This window comes from Stenotrophomonas africana (assembly GCF_013004645.1).
Taxonomy (GTDB): Bacteria; Pseudomonadota; Gammaproteobacteria; order Xanthomonadales; family Xanthomonadaceae; genus Stenotrophomonas; species Stenotrophomonas africana.
The window spans coordinates 644618-661449 of sequence record NZ_JABEME010000001.1; the positions used below are offsets into that span (position 1 = coordinate 644618).

The window sequence follows — 16832 nt, forward strand, 5'->3', positions numbered from 1 at the left end:
ACCGCGATGCCGGGCAGCCCCGGCATCGCATCTGCAGCACACCACCATGACCGATCCCCTGCTCGACATCGCCCGCCTCGGTGGCACCACCATGGGCACCACCTGGAGCGTGTCGCTGGTCGCGCCGCGCCAGCGCGACCTGCACCCGCTGCATGCTGGCATCCAGGCGCGGCTGGACGAGGTGGTCGCGCAGATGAGTACCTGGGAGCCCGGTTCGGACCTGAGTCGCTACAACCGCGCCGGCGCTGGGCAATGGTGCGCGCTGCCGTTCGAAACCCGCCACGTCCTGGCCTGCGCACAGGCCATCGCCGCCGCCAGTGACGGCGCCTTCGATCCCACCATCGGTCCGCTGGTTGCACTGTGGGGCTTCGGTGCACATGCCGGTGAACGCCGCCAGCCCGATGCCGCTACCGTGCAGGCCACGCGTGACCGCTGCGGTTGGCAGCGCCTGCAGTGGCAGGACGATGCGCTGCTGCAACCGGGTGGACTGGAACTGGATCTCTCTGCGATCGCCAAGGGCTTCGGCGTCGATCACGTGGCCGCCTGGTTGCGTGGACAAGGCATTGCTGCAGCGCTGATCGAAGTGGGTGGCGAACTGGCCGGCTACGGCAGAAAACCGGACGGCCAGCCGTGGCGCGTGCTGGTGGAATCCGCACCGGAAGAGGATGCGCACACCGATACCCCGCCACGGGTGCTGGCACTGGATGGCAAGGCCGTGGCCACATCCGGCGATCGCTGGCACCAGTACCAGGCCGATGGCGAGGTTTACAGTCACAGCCTGGACCCGCGCTCTGGCAGACCGGTGCGGCAGGTCGCCGCGGCGGTCACGGTGGTGGCCGACGACGCCATGCATGCCGATGCCTGGGCTACCGCACTGACCGTACTCGGTCGCGAACAGGGCATGGCGCTGGCCGAACGCGAAGGACTGGCCGCGCGCTACCTGCAGCGTGCAGCAGGTGGCGCGCGGGAATGTCTCAGCAGCGCCTTCCAGCGCCTGCTCGACGAGCAGAGCGCATGAGCACTCGTTCGTCGCGTGCGTGGCTTGGCAACACTCTGGTCCTGCTTCTGTTGGCGCTGATCGGCTGGGCGCTGCTCCGCCTGCATCTGGGCGAGGCCTGGTGGCACGGCACGCCGCCTGCGCGGCAGTCGCAGATCGCGGTGTTCGCCACGGTGCTGTATGCGCTTGCCTGCGCTGCACTGTGGTGGCGGGGGCGCCCGCGCGACGATGCCGCAAGCGGAGACACCGCGCCCATCCTGCTGGTCTGGTCCAGCCAGACCGGCTTTGCCCGCGAACTGGCCGAACGCAGTGCCGAGGCCCTGCGCGGTGCCGGCGTGCCCGTGCGCGTGCGAGGGCTGCATGAGGTCGACGCCGCATTGCTGGCCGACAGCCAGCGCGCGCTGTTCATCGCCAGCACCACCGGCGAAGGTGATCCGCCCGACCATGCCCTGCCCTTCCTGCGCGGGGTGATGGCCACGCCGCCCTCGCTGCAGCACCTGCACTACGGCGTGCTCGCACTGGGCGACCGCAGCTATGGCCACTTCTGCGGATTCGGCCACCAGCTTGACCAGTGGCTGCGCCAGCACGGCGCGCATCCGCTGTTCGATGCGATCGAAGTCGACAACGCCGATCCGGCTGCGCTGCGTCATTGGCAGCAGTTGCTGGGTCAGCTCGGCGGTGGCGCCAGCGAACTGCCCGACTGGAGTCCGGCCGACTATCAGTCGTGGACGCTGCTGCAACGCGAGCATCTGAACCCAGGCAGCCCCGGCGGCCCGGTGTACTGGTTGCGCCTGCAGCCCCCGGCCGACGCAAATGCGCAGTGGCAGGCCGGTGACATCGCCGAAATCGGCCCGCAGCATGCACCGCACACCGTGCGTGCCTGGCTGGACGCACAAGGCTTCGATGCGGACATCGCGCTTGATGACGGGCAGACGTTGCTGGCACGCGTTGCGCGCTCACACCTGCCCTCATTGGTTCCTCCGGGTGATCTGCCCGCATTGCTGGCGACCCTGCAACCGCTGCCGCATCGCGAGTACTCGATCGCCTCGGTGATGGCCGACGGTGCGGTCGAGCTGCTGCTGCGCCGCCAGCTGCGCGCCGATGGTACACCCGGTATCGGCAGCGGCTGGCTGTGCGACCACGCGGCCATTGGCGAACCGGTACAACTGCGCCTACGCCGCAACGACAATTTCCATGGCGTGCCCGCCGATGTGCCACTGCTGCTGATCGGCAACGGCACCGGGATCGCCGGCCTGCGCGCGCACCTGCACGACCGCGTACGCAGCAGCGCACACCGCACCTGGCTGCTGTTCGGTGAGCGCACCGCCGCGCACGACTTCCACTTCGGTGAAGAACTGCAGGCAATGCTGGCCGACGGGACGCTGGCGCGGTTGGATGCAGTGTTCAGCCGCGACGGCGGCGCGCAGCGCTATGTGCAGGACCGGCTGCTGGCCGAAGCAGCAACGCTGCGGCAGTGGGTGGATGAAGGCGCGACGATCCTGGTCTGTGGCAGCCTGCAGGGCATGGCCCCGGCGGTCGATGCGGTGATCGAGCAGGTGCTGGGTGTTGCGGGCAAGGAAGCACTACTGCTGGCCGGTCGTTACCGGCGCGATGTGTATTGAGGTCGCCGCATCCACGCATGGCGTGGATCTACTGTAGAGCCGAGCCCATGCTCGGCTGACCACACCGCAGCCGAGCATGGCGGGCTCTACAGGGTCATGCCGCTATTGCCGGACTCACCCGTATCGCCAGCAACTCGCCCCCGCCCTGCAACGCGTGCCGCTGACGCTCACCCGCCGCCAACCACGCGGTATCGCCGGCCTGCAGCGGCGGCAGGCCGCTGTCGGCACCGAACTCGGCCTGGCCAGCCAGCAGGTGCAGCGCCCAGGCTACGCCCGGTTCGCAGAAGAAGAACATCGACCCAACCAGCGGCCGGTGCAGCAGTTCGGCCTGCAGCAGTTCGCGCTTCCACATCAGGTTGAAGTCGTGGGTGGTGCCATCGACCAGCTCGCCATGCAGCGCCTCTTCACCGGCAAACCGCATCCGTCCATGCGGCGGCAGCACTTCCGCCACGCGGCCATCCTCGAAGCGCAGGCGCACGCCATTGCCCTGCAGCAGCACCAGTTCGCGCTCAACGCCGGGAAACGCAGAAAACGCGGCGTCCTGCTCGATCTCGGCCACCGACAGGCGCAGCGCCCAGTCATCACCCTGCGCAGGAAGGCGCAGAATCTCGCGGGTCCAGCCAAGTCCATTCCGCCAGCGTTCGCGACGATAGTCCAGGCTGGAAATGACCTGGCTCGGAGTGTGCAGCAGGAAGTCGATGTTCATCCGCGCATTGCATCATGCCGCGCGCCGTCGTGCATCACCGCGTGGCGAGCGTGCCCTGGCCACCGCATCCGCCGGCCAGCAGCTGCGAGTGCTTCAGCCAGTCCTGGTCGGGGTAGTAGGCAAACACCATCGTGCCGCCACGCAACGCATCGATCAGCGGCTTGGCCACAGACAGCCGCACCGCCGGGCAACCCAGGCTGCGGCCCAGCCGCCCCTGTAGCTGCGCGGTGGCCGGGTTCACGTACGGCGCACCATGGATGACGATCGCTCGGTCACGCGCGCGGTCATTGAAGCCCGGTTCCAGCCCGGCCAGGCGCAGCGAGTAACCGTTGCCGCCCATATAGGTCTCCTGCGCGGTGAACGCGCCAAGACTGGACATGAAACTGCCATCGCGGTTGGAGAAGTGCTCGGTGCGGTTCTCGCCGCTGTTGCGGCCATGCGCCACCCATTCCTCGAACAGCAGGCGCTGGTGGGCCAGGTCGAACACCCACAGGCGCGGCTCGGTGGACGGCCGCGAGTAGTCGATCACGCTGAGGCGATCACCATTGATGCCCAGCTCCGGACGCTGCAACGCACAGCGCATGGCGTGCGCCGCCAGCTGCAGCACGTGGCGGTCGGCCTTGGGCGCACTGCGCGACAGCAGGGCAGCCAGATCATCGGCGCTGGTGGCAAGGGCGGGCGTCTGTGCCAGCGCCGGGGCGCTGGCCGAGGTCGCCAGCAGGCCGAACGCGGCCAGCCGGCACAGGCGGGATGCAGTCATGGGCACAACAGGGGGACTCAGTTGTCCTTGAGGGTGGACCCTTGCGGCTCGGATTCCAAGACCGGCTGCATTCCGGATTCAGCCGGGCTTGGGCGGACCGCCGGCAGCGAGGTCACCAGCAGGGTCGTGCCCGGTACCAGCACCTGGTACAGCTGGCGGGCGAAATCGGCCGGCAGCGCCATCGGCAACGAGGGCGTGGCCAGCAGGTCCGGCGTGGCCCGGGCACGGTCCTGGCCCAGCAGCGGATAGGCCGTCCACTGGTGCAGGCGCTGGTTCACGTCCAGCGGGCTGGGGGTGTCGCTGTAACCCTGCCCCATCACGAACAGCGTGGTGCCCTGGAACGCCGGCAGGGCGTCGGCCTTCAGCGGCGACTCGCCGATCATCACGCCATCGCGCAGCACGTAGAGGCGCTGGTCGTGCAGGCTGACCAGGATGCCGACCTGCCCGGCCGGCGCCGCGCTGTCATCCCACCAGGCCTGCGCCGGCGCGCCGCCCTCGGTCTCCGGCAAGGCCTGCCCACGCGCGTTGACCGGCGCCAGCACCGACGGATAGGCCAGGGTCATCGGCGAGCTCTTGGCATCTGCCACGACCACCGTATCGCCGCGCTGGGTTTCACTGAACAACTTCTGCGCGAAGGCCTGCGGCAGGCGCACGCAGCCGTGCGAGGCCGGATGCCCGGGCAGGCTGCCGCCATGCAGGGCGATGCCGTCCCAGGTCAGCCGCTGCATGTACGGCATCGGCGCGCTGTTGTAGAGGTTGGACTTGTGGTCCTTGTCCTTCTGCAGGATGGTGAACACACCGGTCGGCGTCTCGTGCCCGGCCTTGCCCGAGCTGATCGTGGTCAGGCCGATGGCAATGCCGTTGCGGTACACGTAGGCGCGCTGCTCATCGAGGCTGACCACCAGCACGATCGGGCCGGTCGGCGAGATTTCCGGATGCCACAGGTATTCGCCCGGCTTGAGATCAGTCGGTCCGCGTACTTCGGCGGTGCTGGCTGCGGCAGCTGCAGGCTTGGCAGCCGACGTCGGCGCAGCGGCGTGGGCCAGCAGCGGCAGGGCCAGTGCAAGAGCGAGCATCAGAGTGGTTGGACGGTGCAGAAGCATCCAGCGGGGGTCCTTTCCATGTGGAGCGGCCACCGTACACCATCGGCCCGTGGTGGCCGCGGCAAAACCAGGCGCCGGAAATGAAACTGCCCGGCGACACAGCCATGTGTCGTACCGGGCAATCGTTACGTCCTTGTCGGCCTGCTGCCGCCCCCTCGCATCCTGCGCTGTGGGGGAAGCGTTGCATCCTGCACGCGGCCGCGTCTGTCCTGTTTGTATCTCAGCCCCTTCCACAGGTCTGTGATGCCACCATCCTGGTGATTGGTGCCGCATCCTGCGGCGGTCGGTGGTCATGGCCGTCCTGTCCGTGACCGGTGAACCAGCCTCCTGCCGGTTCCGACGATTCCTGCTGTCAGCGCCTGGGTACGGTCCGCACCGGTACCGATCCGGGTACCGGATCCGCCGGCAACAACCTGTTGCCTACGGTGATCCGCTGTCGATTCCGTTCGACGATTGCTTTCCCTATCCCCTTCACCTGCGTCAGGTCCTCGACGCGATGAAACGGGCCGTGTCTGCGCCGGTGCTCGACGATCGCCTCGGCCTTGGCGGCTCCGACCATCGTCAATCCCTGCTGCAGCGCCTGGGCATCGGCGCGGTTGATGTCGATCGGTTCGGCGGCATGCGCCCCAGCGATCCACACGACCAGCACCAGTGCCCTCAACACGACACTCCAAGGCACGACGTGTATCTCCTTGTGATTCTGGCTGTCCCGACCGGCAATCCCGTCGGCAGGAACAGTGTCCGTCACCACATGCACACAGCCTATCGGTTTCCTGGATTTCTAAAAGCCAGCCAAATACCCGACGTGATGTAGGAAAAACCCTACCCGTGGCACAGGCGTAGAATGGCCGGATCAGCCCATGCAACCGGAGTTTCAGATGGACAGCGCCAAGCTCGGCCAATTCGTCAATGACAAGTGGGACAGCGAAATCGTCCCGCAGTTGGTCGACTACATCCGCATTCCCAACAAGTCGCCGATGTTCGACGCCAATTGGGTGCAGAACGGCTACATGGAACAGGCGGTCACGCTGATGGAGAACTGGGCCAAGGCCCAGCAGCTGCCCGGCCTGAAGGTTGAAGTGGTGCGCCTGGAAGGCCGTACCCCGCTGATCTTCCTGGAAATTCCGGCTACCGGCGCCGAAACCGGCGACGACACCATCCTGCTCTACGGCCACCTGGACAAGCAGCCGGAAATGACCGGCTGGGACGACGACCTCGGCCCGTGGACCCCGGTCCTGCGCGGCGACAAGCTGTATGGCCGCGGCGGTGCGGACGACGGCTACGCCATCTTCGGCTCGCTGGCCGCGGTGCTGGCGCTGCAGGCCCAGGGCCTGCCGCACGCCCGCTGCGTGGTGCTGATCGAAGCCTGTGAAGAGTCGGGCAGCTACGACCTGCCGGCCTACGTCGACCACCTGGCCGACCGCATCGGCAAGCCGTCGCTGGTGGTCTGCCTGGATTCGGGCTGCGCGAACTACGACCAGTTGTGGTGCACCACCTCGCTGCGCGGCCTGACCGGCGGCAACTTCACTGTGAAGGTGCTCAACGAAGGCGTGCATTCCGGCGATGCCTCCGGCGTGATCCCGTCCAGCTTCCGCCTGCTGCGCCAGCTGCTGTCGCGCATCGAGGACCAGGAGACCGGCCGCATCCTGATCGACGGCATGAACGTCGAGATCCCGGCCGAGCGCCAGGAACAGGCCAAGCGCGCCGCAGAAGTGGTCGATACCGAGATCTTCGAGAAGTTCCCGATGGTCGACGGCCTGCGCCCGATGAACGAGGACCTGACCGAGCTGGTGCTCAACCGCACCTGGCGCCCGGCGCTGTCGGTCACCGGCGTCGGCGGCATGCCGCCGCTGGAATCGGCCGGCAACGTGCTGCGCCCGCAGACCTCGGTGAAGCTGTCGCTGCGCCTGCCGCCGACCGCCGATGGGAAGACCTGCGGCGAGCTGCTGAAGGAAGCGCTGCTGCGCGACCCGCCGAACGGCGCGCAGGTCACCCTGGACCTTGAAAAAGCCTCTACCGGCTGGAACGCTCCGGCCATGGCGCCATGGCTGACCCAGGCCATCGACGACGCCAGCCAGGCCTTCTTCGGCAAGCCGGCGATGTACATGGGCGAAGGCGGCTCGATCCCGTTCATGGGCATGCTCGGCGAGAAATTCCCGGGCGCCCAGTTCATGATCACCGGCGTGCTCGGCCCGCACTCCAATGCGCACGGCCCGAACGAGTTCCTGCACATCCCGATGGGCAAGAAGGTCACCGCCTGCGTGTCCAAGGTGATCAGCGAACACTACGCCGCCAGCCTGCGCGGCGAGACCAGCGGTTCGCCGGTGGCTGCCGACAGTGGCACTCGCCACGGCGACCACGGCTGCTGCTGATTACGGCACACCGTGACGGACGCAGCCTGGCCTTGCTAGGCTGCGTCCACCCTTGGTGGAAATCGCGCGCATGAATGGTCTGTTCGGCAGCAGCAGCTGGCTCTACATCATCCTGGTCGGCTTCTTCGTTGGCCTGCTTGGGCGTTTCTTCATGCCCGGCAACAACCGCATGGGCTGCCTGCTGACCATCGTGCTGGGCATCATTGGCGCCTTGGTGGCAGGCTGGTTCGGCCAGTACATGGGCTGGTACGCCCCCGGTGAGCCGGCCGGTTTCCTCGGTGCGGTAGTGGGTGCGGTGGCCGTGCTGGCCGTCCTGCGCCTGTTCAGCGGCCGCCGCTGACCCCGCTCCCCTTCCCTTCCTGTTCCCGACGAAGGCGCGCCCGGCGCGCCCGGATATGCCTGCATGACCGAACCCGCCTCCGACCCCCAGCGCAGCGCGCAGCGCCTGCAGTGGGCCCGTACCCAGCTCGATGATGCCAGCGCGGTGGTCGAACGCGCCTCGGTCGATGCCGGCATGCGCAGCTACTGGCGCACCACCAGCACCGGTGGCAGCCACATCGTGATGGATGCCCCGCCGGGACTGGAAGATCCGCGGCCGTGGCTGCGCATGCGCGGCCTGCTGCACGACCACGGCCTGCGTGTGCCGGCCCTGCTCGCGCAGGATCTGGATGCCGGTTTCCTGCTGCTGGAAGATCTCGGTGGCCCGACCCTGGCGAAGATCCTCGATGAGCGCAACGCTGACGACTGGTTCGGCCGTTCGATCGAACAGCTGCTGCGTCTGCAGGCGATCCCGGTGCCGGCCGACTTCGGCCAGTTCGGCGAAGCACTGCTGCAGCGCGATGCCGGCCTGTTCGACGAATGGTTCCTGCAGCGCCACCTGAACCTGGAGCTGGACTGCGGCGAGATCGAGGGGCTGCAGCTGGTACACCGCCGCTTGATGGACAACGCGCTGGGCCAGGCCCAGCTGATGACCCACCGCGACTACATGCCGCGCAATCTGATGCCGGTCGAAAATGGTCCCGCAGTGCTGGATTTCCAGGACCTGGTGCGCGGCCCGATCGCCTACGATGCGATGAGCCTGTTCAAGGACGCGTTCCTGAGCTGGCCGCTGGAGCGTGTGGACGAGTGGCTGGCGCAGTACCACGAGCGTGCCCGCGACGCCGGCCTGCCGGTGCCCGACCGCGCCACCTTCCTGCGCGATGCCGACTGGATGGGCATCCAGCGCCACGTGAAGATCCTTGGCCTGTTCTGCCGCCTGCGCTACCGCGACAACAAGGGCCATTACCTCGACGACGCGCCGCGCTTCATCACCTATCTGGATGAAGTGCTGCCGCGCTACCGCGAGCTGGCACCGCTGCAGCAACTGCTGGAGCACCGCATCAAGCCGGCGCTGGCCGAGCTGGCCGCACCGATGCGCGTGGCCCGATGAAAGCGCTGGTCTTTGCCGCCGGCCTCGGCGAGCGCATGCGCCCGCTGACCCTGCGCACGCCCAAGCCGCTGCTGGAAGTGGCCGGCAAGCCGCTGATCGTCTGGCACCTGGAACGCCTGGCCGCACTCGGCGTGCGCGAGGTGGTGGTCAACACCGCATGGCTGGCCGAGCAGTTCCCGGCGACGCTGGGTGATGGCAGCCAATGGGGCCTGCGCCTGCATTTCATGTATGAAGGGCAGACCCCGCTGGAAACCGGCGGCGGCATCCTCAACGCGTTGCCGGTGCTGGGCGACGCCCCGTTCCTGGTGGTTAACGGCGACATCTGGACCGATTTCGATTTCGCCACGCTGCCACGCGAACCGCAGGGCCAGGCGCACCTGGTGCTGGTCGACAATCCGGTGCAGCATCCCGACGGTGACTACCGCCTGGATGCGCAGGGGCTGCTGCACCACGACCGCGAAGGACCGTGCCTGACCTATGCCGGCATCGGCGTGTATCGCCCTTCGATCGTGGCCGACTGGCGCACGGTGATCGGCGATGCCCCGGGCAGCGAGCGGCTGCCGCCGAAGTTCTCGGTGGTGCCGCTGCAGAAGCATTTCATGTCGCAGGGGTTGATGACGGGGCAGCACCATCGCGGGCGCTGGACCGATGTCGGCACCGTGGATCGCCTGCGCGCGCTGGATGTGGAGTTGGCCGCGAACGGCTGAGCCCCTCGTGGCTGGATGCGGGGTCGGTAGAGTCGAGCTTGCTCGACTGCAAAGCCGTGCTTGGCCGGGCGGGATGGGCTGCGCAGGGGACGCTGCAAGTACGTCCCTGTAAGCTCGGTCGCCGCATCCATGCGGCTCACGCCCCTGCGCAACCCACCCCGCCCGGCCTCTGACAGTTTCCGTGGGCGTCCAGCCACGGAAAAGAAAAAGAAAATCAAAAGCGGATCGCTTCGCTTCGCTGCGCTCGCTCGCGCGCTCACTTGCTCCTGTAGAGCCGAGCCCGCGCTCGGCTGCCTTTGGCCGTCCGCCCCGATGCAAGAAAGCCGAGCATAGGCTCGGCTCTCCAGGAAAAATCATTCCCGCGTGGCTGAAACCCTCATCCACGCATGGCGTGGATCTACTGTGTCGACCAAGGTCGACACCCACCAACAGCAGTCAACAGTGCAGTACGCAGTCCCGGCAGATCGCGGGAACCTGTCGAAGGCGGGGCGCTGTGGGCTTGCGGGGTGCGAGCCGCATGGATGCGGCGACCAAGCCCCCATGGACGGGTTCACGGCGTCCCCGCAAACCCACAGCGCCCCGCCTCCCCTCAGGAAGCCCGCTTTTGACGTTGACGTTGCTTCGGCTTCGGCGGGTGCAGGGCGCAGCCCTGCCGAACAACATCCTTCAGTAACGAGGCCGGCCTTCTTCCAGCACCTGGCGCAGGAACGGCACGGTGATCCGCCGCTTCGCCGCCAGCGATTCGCGATCCAGCCAATCCAGCAGCGTGATCAACCCACCCAGCTCGCGCCCGGTGTGCGACAGCAGCCACTCGATGGACGCCTCGTCGATCGCCAGCCCACGCCGCAGCGCGCGCTCGCGCAGCACCGCTGCCCGACCTTCCTCGTCCAGCGGCTGCAGCAGCACACGCACGCACTGGCCCAGCCGCGAACGCAGGTCGGGCAGTACCAGGCCCAGTTCTTCCGGCGCCTTCTGCGCCGTGTACAGCACGGTCACACCTGCAGCGCGCGCGCGGTTGTGGAAATCAAACAGCGCGATCTCGTCCTCGCGGTTGCCGGCGACCTCGTCCAGGCCGTCCAGCGCCACCAGCTCACGCGCCTCCAGCCCATCCAGCGCCGCGCGTACGCGCCCCGCGGCGCTGGCCAGCGGCACGTAGGTCGGCAGCCGCCCGGCCTGCTCTGCGCTGGAGCACATCGCCAGCGCCTGATGGGTCTTGCCGGTGCCCGCCGCACCCTCCAGGTAGACCCAGTCGTGGCTGGCGCCCACCGCGATCGCGCGCAGCTGCGCCAGCGCGCCGTCCGGCGCGCCGATGAAGGTCTCCAGGCGCTGGTCCCGCGGGTAATGCAGGGCCAGCGGCAGTTGCGGCACACCCATCACTTCAGGTCGGGGCCCTTGTCATTCGGAATGATGATATGGGGCTGGTCAACAACACCATCAAGCACAATCGCCGGCTTCTCACCCACGTACAGCTCGCTCTGGCGATAACGCTGGTGCGCGTAGCGCAGCAGCACGTTGGTCACCGCTGCCACCGGCAGCGCCAGCAGCATCCCGAGGAAGCCGAACAGCTGGCCACCGGCCATCACCGCAAAGATCACCGCCACCGGGTGCAGGCCGATCTTGTCGCCGACGATGCGCGGGGTCAGCACGTAGCTTTCCAGCAGCTGGCCCACGGTGAACACCACGCCGACCAGGATCAGCAGCTTCAGGTCGAAGCCCTGCGCCTGCACCAGCGCGGCCACGATCGCCATCAGGATGCCGGTGGTCGCGCCCAGGTAGGGAATGAAGCTGATCAAGCCGGCAATCAGGCCGATCAGCAGGCCCAGCTTGAGGCCGACCAGCGACAGGCCGCCGGCATAGATCACGCCCAGCGCCAGCATCACCAGGAACTGGCCGCGGATGAACGCGCCCAGCACCTCGTTGGATTCACGCGCCAACGCGCTGATGGTGCCGATCTGGTTGCGTGGAATCACCGACGCCACCCGCTCGACCAGCTTGTCCCAGTCACGCAGGAAGTAGAACGCCAGGATCGGCAGCAGCAGGATGTTGACCACCCAGGTCACCATCGCAAAGCCCGAGCGCGAGACATAGCCCATGAACGTGGTCGCGAAGCCGCCGGCCTGCTGCCAGTGGCTGCGCACCCATTCGATCAGGCGGTCCGGGTCCATCCACTGCATCACTTCCAGGCCGGTCTTCTGCTCGAACCAGGGAATGCCCTTTTCCATCAGCCACGCCTGTGCCTGCGGCGCCGCCGCGATCAAGGTGGTGATCTGGCGCTCGATCATCGGCACCAGCACCAGCAGCAGCGCCACGATCACCAGCACCATCGCCGCGAACACCAGCACCACGCCGGTCATGCGCGAACGGCCGGTGGCCTCGATGCGGTCCACCAGCGGATCGCCCAGCCAGGCCAGCGCCAGCGCCAGCACGAACGGGGTCAGGATCGGCGCCAGCAGCCATACCACCCAGCCGATCAGGCCGGCGAACAGGATGTACTTCAGGCGGCGCAGGAACTGCGCGATTTCCGCTTCCGGGGTCAGGTTCATCGCAGGCGGTACTCGTTGCTGACCGGCGCAGCGACCGGGGCACCGGTGGTGTCGTCGATCGGCGTCGGCAAGGCAGGCAGCGCGGCGCTAGGCACCAGTACGCCGTTGTCGCCCAGCATGCGGTTGAAGCCGGCCAGGCCGGTGGTCATCTCCAGGCTCAGCTCCAGCTGGCCAGCCGAAGCGTGCAGCGGGGTGACGTTGCGCACCACCGGCACCTCGCGCAGGCCGGCAGCCAGGCGCAGGTAGTCATCGGCGCTGTTGATGCCGGTGACCACCACCCGGTAGGTGCCGGCCTGGCCGACGGCCGCGCCGGCCTTGGCATAGCGCTTGACCAGCGCATCGGCGGCACCATCGGCACCGGCGGCCATCGCGCGCATGGCGTTGGCGTCCTTGCTGGTCCACTTGTTCAGCTCACGGCCGTTGTCGACGAACACCCAGTCCGCCTGCCAGCCGCCGTTGGCGCGGTACAGCTTGCCGATCAGCTGCATCGGTGGCGAGTAGCGCGAAGAGGCGCGGGCCACGGCGGCGCTGTCCTGGCGCCAGATGGCACCGGCCAGCGCCTGTTCAGCGGCACCACCGCTGGGCAGGCCCAGCTTGTAGCCACGTTCGATGGCGCGGTTCAGCAACGGGCGCGCGGCGTTGGCCTGCTGCACGCTGACCAGTCGCGGACCGCTGCCGTCGTCGACGGCCAGCCACAGCACCGGCTTCGGTCGCGGCTGCGGCCACAGCGGCAGGCCCAGCGCCGACACCAGCGAATCGACATCGTCCTCGCGGAAGCGGGCCACCAGCAGGGTACGGAAGCTGGGGGCGCCACTGGCGCTCACGCTCTGGTCCTGCTTGTAGTCGTAGCTGGCCACGTAATCCTTGGCATTGCGCAGCGCCTGCGCCACGCCAGGACGCGACATCACGCTGCGATCGCCGGACAACTTGCCCAGTACCACGCTCAAGGCGCGGGCCAGGGCGCCGTTGCGGTCGGCTTCGGCCTGGCTGTTGACGGGCACTTCGGCCTCGTACGCGCCAGTGGCGGTGGCAACATCACCCTCGGTGCGCAGGCCACTCTGGGCCATCGTGGCCACCGGCAGGCTCAGCGCAAGGAGCAGGGTCAGAATCAGGCTGCGGCGCATCAGGACATCCATTGGCTCGACGTATCCGGGGGAATTGTTGCCCGAATACGGCCTTTGCGCCAATGCGGCCTGTTAAAATCGGCCGTTCAACCCCTGCCAGCGCCGACGCCCGTGACCAACACCCCGTCTTCCGCCCCCTCCCCCCTCACCTATCGTGACGCGGGTGTCGACATCGACGCCGGCAACGAACTGGTCGAGCGGATCAAGCCCCTGGTCAAGCGCAGCTTCCGCCCGGAAGTGATGGGCGGCCTGGGTGGCTTCGGCGCCCTGTTCGACCTGTCCAACAAGTACCGCGAGCCGGTGCTGGTGTCGGGTACCGATGGCGTGGGCACCAAGCTGAAGCTGGCCCACCAGCTGAACCGCCACGATACGATCGGTATCGACCTGGTCGCCATGTGCGTGAACGACGTGCTGGTGCAGGGGGCCGAGCCGCTGTTCTTCCTGGACTACTTCGCCACCGGCAAGCTGGACATCGACACCGCCGCGGCGGTCGTGGGCGGCATCGCCAACGGCTGCACCGAGGCCGGCTGCGCGCTGATCGGCGGTGAAACCGCTGAAATGCCCGATATGTATGCCCCCGGCGAGTACGACCTGGCCGGCTTCACGGTGGCTGCAGTCGAGAAGAGCGAGCTGAAGGACGGCGCCAGCGTGGCCGCCGGCGACGTGCTGATCGGCATCGCCTCCTCCGGCCCGCACTCCAACGGCTACTCGCTGGTGCGCCGCATCTACGACCGCGCAGGCCGCCCGGCCGATCTGGAGCTGGAAGGCGGCGTGAAGCTGGTCGATGCCCTGATGGCGCCGACCCGCCTGTACGTCAAGCCGATCCTGTCGCTGCTGAAGTCGCACGGCGCCGCCATCCATGGCATGGCCCACATCACCGGTGGCGGCCTGACCGAGAACATCATCCGCGTGGTGCCCGAAGGCCTCGGCCTGGACATCCAGGCCTCGTCCTGGACCCTGCCGCCGGTGTTCCAGTGGCTGCAGAAGGAAGGCGCGGTGGCCGACAGCGAGATGTGGCGAACCTTCAACTGCGGCATCGGCTTCGTGCTGATCGTGGCGCCGGACCAGGTGGCCGCAGTGTCCGACGCGGTCAAGGCGCAGGGCCTGGAGCACTGGACCATCGGCCAGGTGGTCACCGCCGAAGGCGCCGAACGCGTCCACATCGGCTGATTCCGGCAACCCAGGAGCCCGCATGGACGCAACGCCCCCCTTGTCGCCCGCACCCGTGCCGCCGCCGCTGGCGACGGTACCGGTGTTCAGCGCACAGGATGCCGACCACCTGCGCATGCTGGCCATCGCGCACTACGTGGTCGGCGGGCTGATCGCGCTGTTCTCGCTGATCTTCATCATCCACATCGTGCTGGGCATCACCGCGCTCACCGGCAACCTGCCGATGAATTCCGGCGGCCAGCCGTCGTCGCCGGCCGAGCAGCGCCTGTTCGGCTGGATGTTCACCATCGTCGGCTGCGTCATCGTGTTCGGTGGCGTGACCCTGGGCGCGTTCGTGGCCTACGCCGGCCGCTGCCTGACCCGTCGCCGCCGCTACCTGCTGTGCCTGATCGTGGCCGGACTGGCCTGCCTGTTCGCGCCGATCGGCACTGCGCTGGGGGTGTTCAGCCTGATCACCCTGCTGCGCCCGCAGGTCAAGGCCGCCTTCGACCTTCCCGCCGCGACCGCATGACCGCTTCCGGCAATCCGCCGCCGCTGCCGCATCAGGCCCTGGCGCAGCTGCAGCTGACCAGCCATCTGCAGACCCTGAAAGTGCTGTTCTACGCGTTGGCCGGCTTCCATTGGGTCGCCACAGTGGCGTTCCTCGGCCTCAGCGGCTGGGTGGCCGAGTCACGCGGGCTGGACGATGCCTGGATGCTGACCACGGTCTATGCGTCGATCGCCGCACTGGCGGCCGTGCTGGGCTTCGTGCAGCTGCACACCGCGCGCCAGCTGTCACATCGCACCGGGCTGGCCTGGTGCCAGCGCGCAGCCTGGCTGGGCGTACTGGCCGGCCCGCTGGGCATGGCCCTGGCCGCCTATGCCTGGGTGTTCCTGTCCAAGCCTGAAATGGCCGCGCTGTTCGACCGCGGCGACCACCTCAGTGTCTGAACCTGCCGGCAGACGCCCCTTCCTTTTCTGATCGATTTTCCATGTCCGCGCCTGCCCTCCCGACGTCCGCTTCGCCCACCACCCACCGTTTCTCGGGCCCCAAGAAGCTGGCCTTTGCTGCCGTGCTGGCAGTGTTTGCAATCAGCTGGGTCCACCCGCTGTGGCCTACCGAGCAGGCCCTGCACAGCACCCTCACCGTGGTCGGGCTGGCCGCGCTGCTGTGGGTCGACCGTCGCGGTGGCTGGTTGGACAACGGAGCCTTCATCGCCATCTGCGGCTTCATCGCCCTGCACTGCGTGGCCGCGCGCTGGCTGTATTCCAACGTGCCCTACGACGCCTGGGCGCAGACGCTGACCGGCTGGTCGCCGAATGCGGCCTTCGGCTGGCAGCGCAACCATTTCGACCGTCTCATCCACTTCCTGTTCGGCGTCTGCTTCACTCCCGCGCTGCTGCAGCTGGCCCGTCATGCGTGGCCTGCGCTGCGCCTGGGCCAGGCCTTCACCCTGGCGGTGATGACGGTGATGTGCGCCAGCCTGGTCTACGAATGGTTCGAGTGGGCCATCGCGCTGGCCCTGTCGCCGGATGCCGCCGAAGCCTACAACGGGCAGCAGGGCGACATGTGGGACGCGCATGCCGACATGCTGATGGCCACCGTGGGCAGCCTGCTGACCTGGCCGTTGGTCCGCCGGAGCGTCCAGCAATGACCGCGCCCACCCGCATTGCCGTGCTTGCTTCCGGGCGCGGCAGCAACCTGCAGGCCATCCTCGATGCCATCGCAGCGGGCCGCCTGCCCGCCGAGGTGGTCGGTGTGTTTTCCGACCGCCCCGCCGCGGAGGCCCTGCAGCGCGTCGCACCGGACCTGCGCTGGGCGCACGCACCGAAGTCCTTCAGCGACCGCGCCAGCTACGAGCAGGCGCTCGGCGATGCGCTGGCCGCAGTACAGCCGGACTGGATCGTCTGCGCCGGCTACATGCGCATCCTCGGCGCGGCCTTCGTACAGCGCTTCAATGGCCGCCTGGTCAACATCCATCCGTCGCTGCTGCCGCTGCACAAGGGCCTGGACACCCATGCCCGGGCGCTGCAGGCAGGCGACGCCGAGCACGGTGCCAGCGTGCATCTGGTCGTGCCCGAGCTGGATGCGGGCGCAGTGCTGGCGCAGGTGCGTGTACCGGTGCAACCGGGTGATGACGCGCAGGCCCTGGCCGCGCGCGTGCTGGCAGTGGAGCATCCGCTGCTGATCGCCACCCTGCAGCTGTTGTGCGCCGGCCGCCTGGCTGAACGGGAAGGCCAGCCGCAACTGGACGGTCACCCCCTGTTTAGCCCGTTGGCCCTAGATTCCGCCGGGAACCTGAACCGGTAGTCCCCATGC

Annotated in this window: 18 protein-coding genes; 11 read left to right on the forward strand and 7 right to left on the reverse strand. The window is 68.0% G+C overall.

The features are described from left to right. The first annotated feature begins 46 nt into the window (after window positions 1-46). Both HLA98_RS03185 and HLA98_RS03190 read left to right on the forward strand, forming a co-directional pair. Window positions 47-1018, forward strand: coding sequence for an FAD:protein FMN transferase (locus HLA98_RS03185; RefSeq protein ID WP_057501288.1), 972 nt, complete (start codon window positions 47-49; stop codon window positions 1016-1018). Beyond that, window positions 1015-2619, forward strand: coding sequence for a sulfite reductase subunit alpha (locus HLA98_RS03190; RefSeq protein ID WP_057501287.1), 1605 nt, complete (start codon window positions 1015-1017; stop codon window positions 2617-2619). Before HLA98_RS03185 ends, HLA98_RS03190 begins: the two co-directional genes overlap by 4 nt. A gap of 94 nt (window positions 2620-2713) precedes the next feature. Here the strand turns inward: HLA98_RS03190 and HLA98_RS03195 are convergent, their stop codons facing one another. The 4 genes from HLA98_RS03195 to HLA98_RS03210 all read right to left on the reverse strand — a co-directional run bounded on the left by HLA98_RS03195 (window position 2714) and on the right by HLA98_RS03210 (window position 5867). Continuing rightward, a complete protein-coding gene (locus tag HLA98_RS03195; protein ID WP_057501286.1) occupies window positions 2714-3325 on the reverse strand; it encodes a HutD/Ves family protein in 612 nt (203 codons plus the stop codon). Between the two features lie 34 nt (window positions 3326-3359). Further along, complete coding sequence (locus HLA98_RS03200; protein WP_010483599.1) at window positions 3360-4085, reverse strand: murein L,D-transpeptidase catalytic domain family protein; 726 nt, start codon at window positions 4083-4085, stop codon at window positions 3360-3362. Window positions 4086-4102: 17 nt separating this feature from the next. Further along, window positions 4103-5188, reverse strand: a complete 1086-nt coding sequence (locus tag HLA98_RS03205; RefSeq protein WP_057501285.1) for a L,D-transpeptidase — start codon at window positions 5186-5188, stop codon at window positions 4103-4105. A 352-nt stretch (window positions 5189-5540) separates the two neighbouring features. Then, window positions 5541-5867 (reverse strand): ComEA family DNA-binding protein, encoded by a 327-nt coding sequence (locus tag HLA98_RS03210; RefSeq protein ID WP_012510302.1) that lies wholly within the window; start codon window positions 5865-5867, stop codon window positions 5541-5543. Between the two features lie 199 nt (window positions 5868-6066). Between HLA98_RS03210 and HLA98_RS03215 the strand changes: the two genes are divergently transcribed. From HLA98_RS03215 to murU, 4 genes are all read left to right on the forward strand, one after another. After that, window positions 6067-7560 carry a M20 family metallopeptidase gene (locus HLA98_RS03215; RefSeq protein ID WP_057501284.1) on the forward strand — a complete coding sequence of 498 codons (1494 nt, stop codon included), beginning with the start codon at window positions 6067-6069 and terminating at the stop codon, window positions 7558-7560. Between the two features lie 70 nt (window positions 7561-7630). Next, entirely contained in the window at window positions 7631-7900 is a 270-nt protein-coding gene (locus tag HLA98_RS03220) for a GlsB/YeaQ/YmgE family stress response membrane protein (RefSeq protein ID WP_049434469.1), read from the forward strand. A 63-nt stretch (window positions 7901-7963) separates the two neighbouring features. Further along, entirely contained in the window at window positions 7964-8989 is a 1026-nt protein-coding gene (locus HLA98_RS03225; protein WP_057501283.1) for an aminoglycoside phosphotransferase family protein, read from the forward strand. Continuing rightward, window positions 8986-9696, forward strand: a complete 711-nt coding sequence (murU, locus tag HLA98_RS03230) for an N-acetylmuramate alpha-1-phosphate uridylyltransferase MurU (RefSeq protein WP_057501282.1) — start codon at window positions 8986-8988, stop codon at window positions 9694-9696. The genes HLA98_RS03225 and murU overlap by 4 nt, the downstream gene beginning before the upstream one ends. A 666-nt stretch (window positions 9697-10362) precedes the next feature. Here the strand turns inward: murU and hda are convergent. From hda to HLA98_RS03245, 3 genes are read right to left on the reverse strand one after another with little or no spacing between them, the layout of a single operon-like run. Next, on the reverse strand, window positions 10363-11070 hold the full coding sequence (gene hda / locus HLA98_RS03235) for a DnaA regulatory inactivator Hda (RefSeq protein ID WP_032130359.1): 708 nt from the start codon (window positions 11068-11070) through the stop codon (window positions 10363-10365). Then, on the reverse strand, window positions 11070-12239 hold the full coding sequence (locus tag HLA98_RS03240) for an AI-2E family transporter (protein WP_049445813.1): 1170 nt from the start codon (window positions 12237-12239) through the stop codon (window positions 11070-11072). The genes hda and HLA98_RS03240 overlap by 1 nt, the downstream gene beginning before the upstream one ends. Further along, window positions 12236-13375, reverse strand: a complete 1140-nt coding sequence (locus HLA98_RS03245) for a DUF2066 domain-containing protein (protein WP_049445815.1) — start codon at window positions 13373-13375, stop codon at window positions 12236-12238. Before HLA98_RS03245 ends, HLA98_RS03240 begins: the two co-directional genes overlap by 4 nt. Before the next feature lie 99 nt (window positions 13376-13474). Here HLA98_RS03245 and purM point away from each other — a divergent pair, with 99 nt between their 5' ends. The 5 genes from purM to purN are packed head-to-tail and all read left to right on the forward strand — an operon-like array spanning window position 13475 to window position 16823. Beyond that, on the forward strand, window positions 13475-14533 hold the full coding sequence (gene purM, locus HLA98_RS03250) for a phosphoribosylformylglycinamidine cyclo-ligase (RefSeq protein ID WP_057501281.1): 1059 nt from the start codon (window positions 13475-13477) through the stop codon (window positions 14531-14533). 22 nt (window positions 14534-14555) lie between these two features. Continuing rightward, entirely contained in the window at window positions 14556-15044 is a 489-nt protein-coding gene (locus HLA98_RS03255) for a hypothetical protein (RefSeq protein ID WP_057501280.1), read from the forward strand. Continuing rightward, window positions 15041-15463 (forward strand): hypothetical protein, encoded by a 423-nt coding sequence (locus HLA98_RS03260; protein WP_057501279.1) that lies wholly within the window; start codon window positions 15041-15043, stop codon window positions 15461-15463. The genes HLA98_RS03255 and HLA98_RS03260 overlap by 4 nt, the downstream gene beginning before the upstream one ends. Window positions 15464-15504: 41 nt before the next feature. After that, the gene (locus tag HLA98_RS03265; protein ID WP_057501278.1) at window positions 15505-16167 is read left to right on the forward strand and encodes a DUF2238 domain-containing protein; all 663 of its coding nucleotides are present in this window, start codon (window positions 15505-15507) and stop codon (window positions 16165-16167) included. Next, window positions 16164-16823, forward strand: a complete 660-nt coding sequence (purN, locus tag HLA98_RS03270; RefSeq protein WP_057501277.1) for a phosphoribosylglycinamide formyltransferase — start codon at window positions 16164-16166, stop codon at window positions 16821-16823. The genes HLA98_RS03265 and purN overlap by 4 nt, the downstream gene beginning before the upstream one ends. Window positions 16824-16832 lie beyond the last annotated feature (9 nt).

What these genes read in the sequence shown, in the direction of transcription:
- HLA98_RS03185 (WP_057501288.1), top strand. Translation starts at nt 47, where the DNA reads ATGACCGATCCCCTGCTCGACATCGCCCGCCTCGGTGGCACCACCATG.
- HLA98_RS03190 (WP_057501287.1), top strand. Translation starts at nt 1,015, where the DNA reads ATGAGCACTCGTTCGTCGCGTGCGTGGCTTGGCAACACTCTGGTCCTG.
- HLA98_RS03195 (WP_057501286.1), bottom strand. Translation starts at nt 3,325, where the DNA reads ATGAACATCGACTTCCTGCTGCACACTCCGAGCCAGGTCATTTCCAGC.
- HLA98_RS03200 (WP_010483599.1), bottom strand. Translation starts at nt 4,085, where the DNA reads ATGACTGCATCCCGCCTGTGCCGGCTGGCCGCGTTCGGCCTGCTGGCG.
- HLA98_RS03205 (WP_057501285.1), bottom strand. Translation starts at nt 5,188, where the DNA reads ATGCTTCTGCACCGTCCAACCACTCTGATGCTCGCTCTTGCACTGGCC.
- HLA98_RS03215 (WP_057501284.1), top strand. Translation starts at nt 6,067, where the DNA reads ATGGACAGCGCCAAGCTCGGCCAATTCGTCAATGACAAGTGGGACAGC.
- HLA98_RS03220 (WP_049434469.1), top strand. Translation starts at nt 7,631, where the DNA reads ATGAATGGTCTGTTCGGCAGCAGCAGCTGGCTCTACATCATCCTGGTC.
- HLA98_RS03225 (WP_057501283.1), top strand. Translation starts at nt 7,964, where the DNA reads ATGACCGAACCCGCCTCCGACCCCCAGCGCAGCGCGCAGCGCCTGCAG.
- murU (WP_057501282.1), top strand. Translation starts at nt 8,986, where the DNA reads ATGAAAGCGCTGGTCTTTGCCGCCGGCCTCGGCGAGCGCATGCGCCCG.
- hda (WP_032130359.1), bottom strand. Translation starts at nt 11,070, where the DNA reads ATGGGTGTGCCGCAACTGCCGCTGGCCCTGCATTACCCGCGGGACCAG.
- HLA98_RS03240 (WP_049445813.1), bottom strand. Translation starts at nt 12,239, where the DNA reads ATGAACCTGACCCCGGAAGCGGAAATCGCGCAGTTCCTGCGCCGCCTG.
- HLA98_RS03245 (WP_049445815.1), bottom strand. Translation starts at nt 13,375, where the DNA reads ATGGATGTCCTGATGCGCCGCAGCCTGATTCTGACCCTGCTCCTTGCG.
- HLA98_RS03255 (WP_057501280.1), top strand. Translation starts at nt 14,556, where the DNA reads ATGGACGCAACGCCCCCCTTGTCGCCCGCACCCGTGCCGCCGCCGCTG.
- HLA98_RS03260 (WP_057501279.1), top strand. Translation starts at nt 15,041, where the DNA reads ATGACCGCTTCCGGCAATCCGCCGCCGCTGCCGCATCAGGCCCTGGCG.
- HLA98_RS03265 (WP_057501278.1), top strand. Translation starts at nt 15,505, where the DNA reads ATGTCCGCGCCTGCCCTCCCGACGTCCGCTTCGCCCACCACCCACCGT.
- purN (WP_057501277.1), top strand. Translation starts at nt 16,164, where the DNA reads ATGACCGCGCCCACCCGCATTGCCGTGCTTGCTTCCGGGCGCGGCAGC.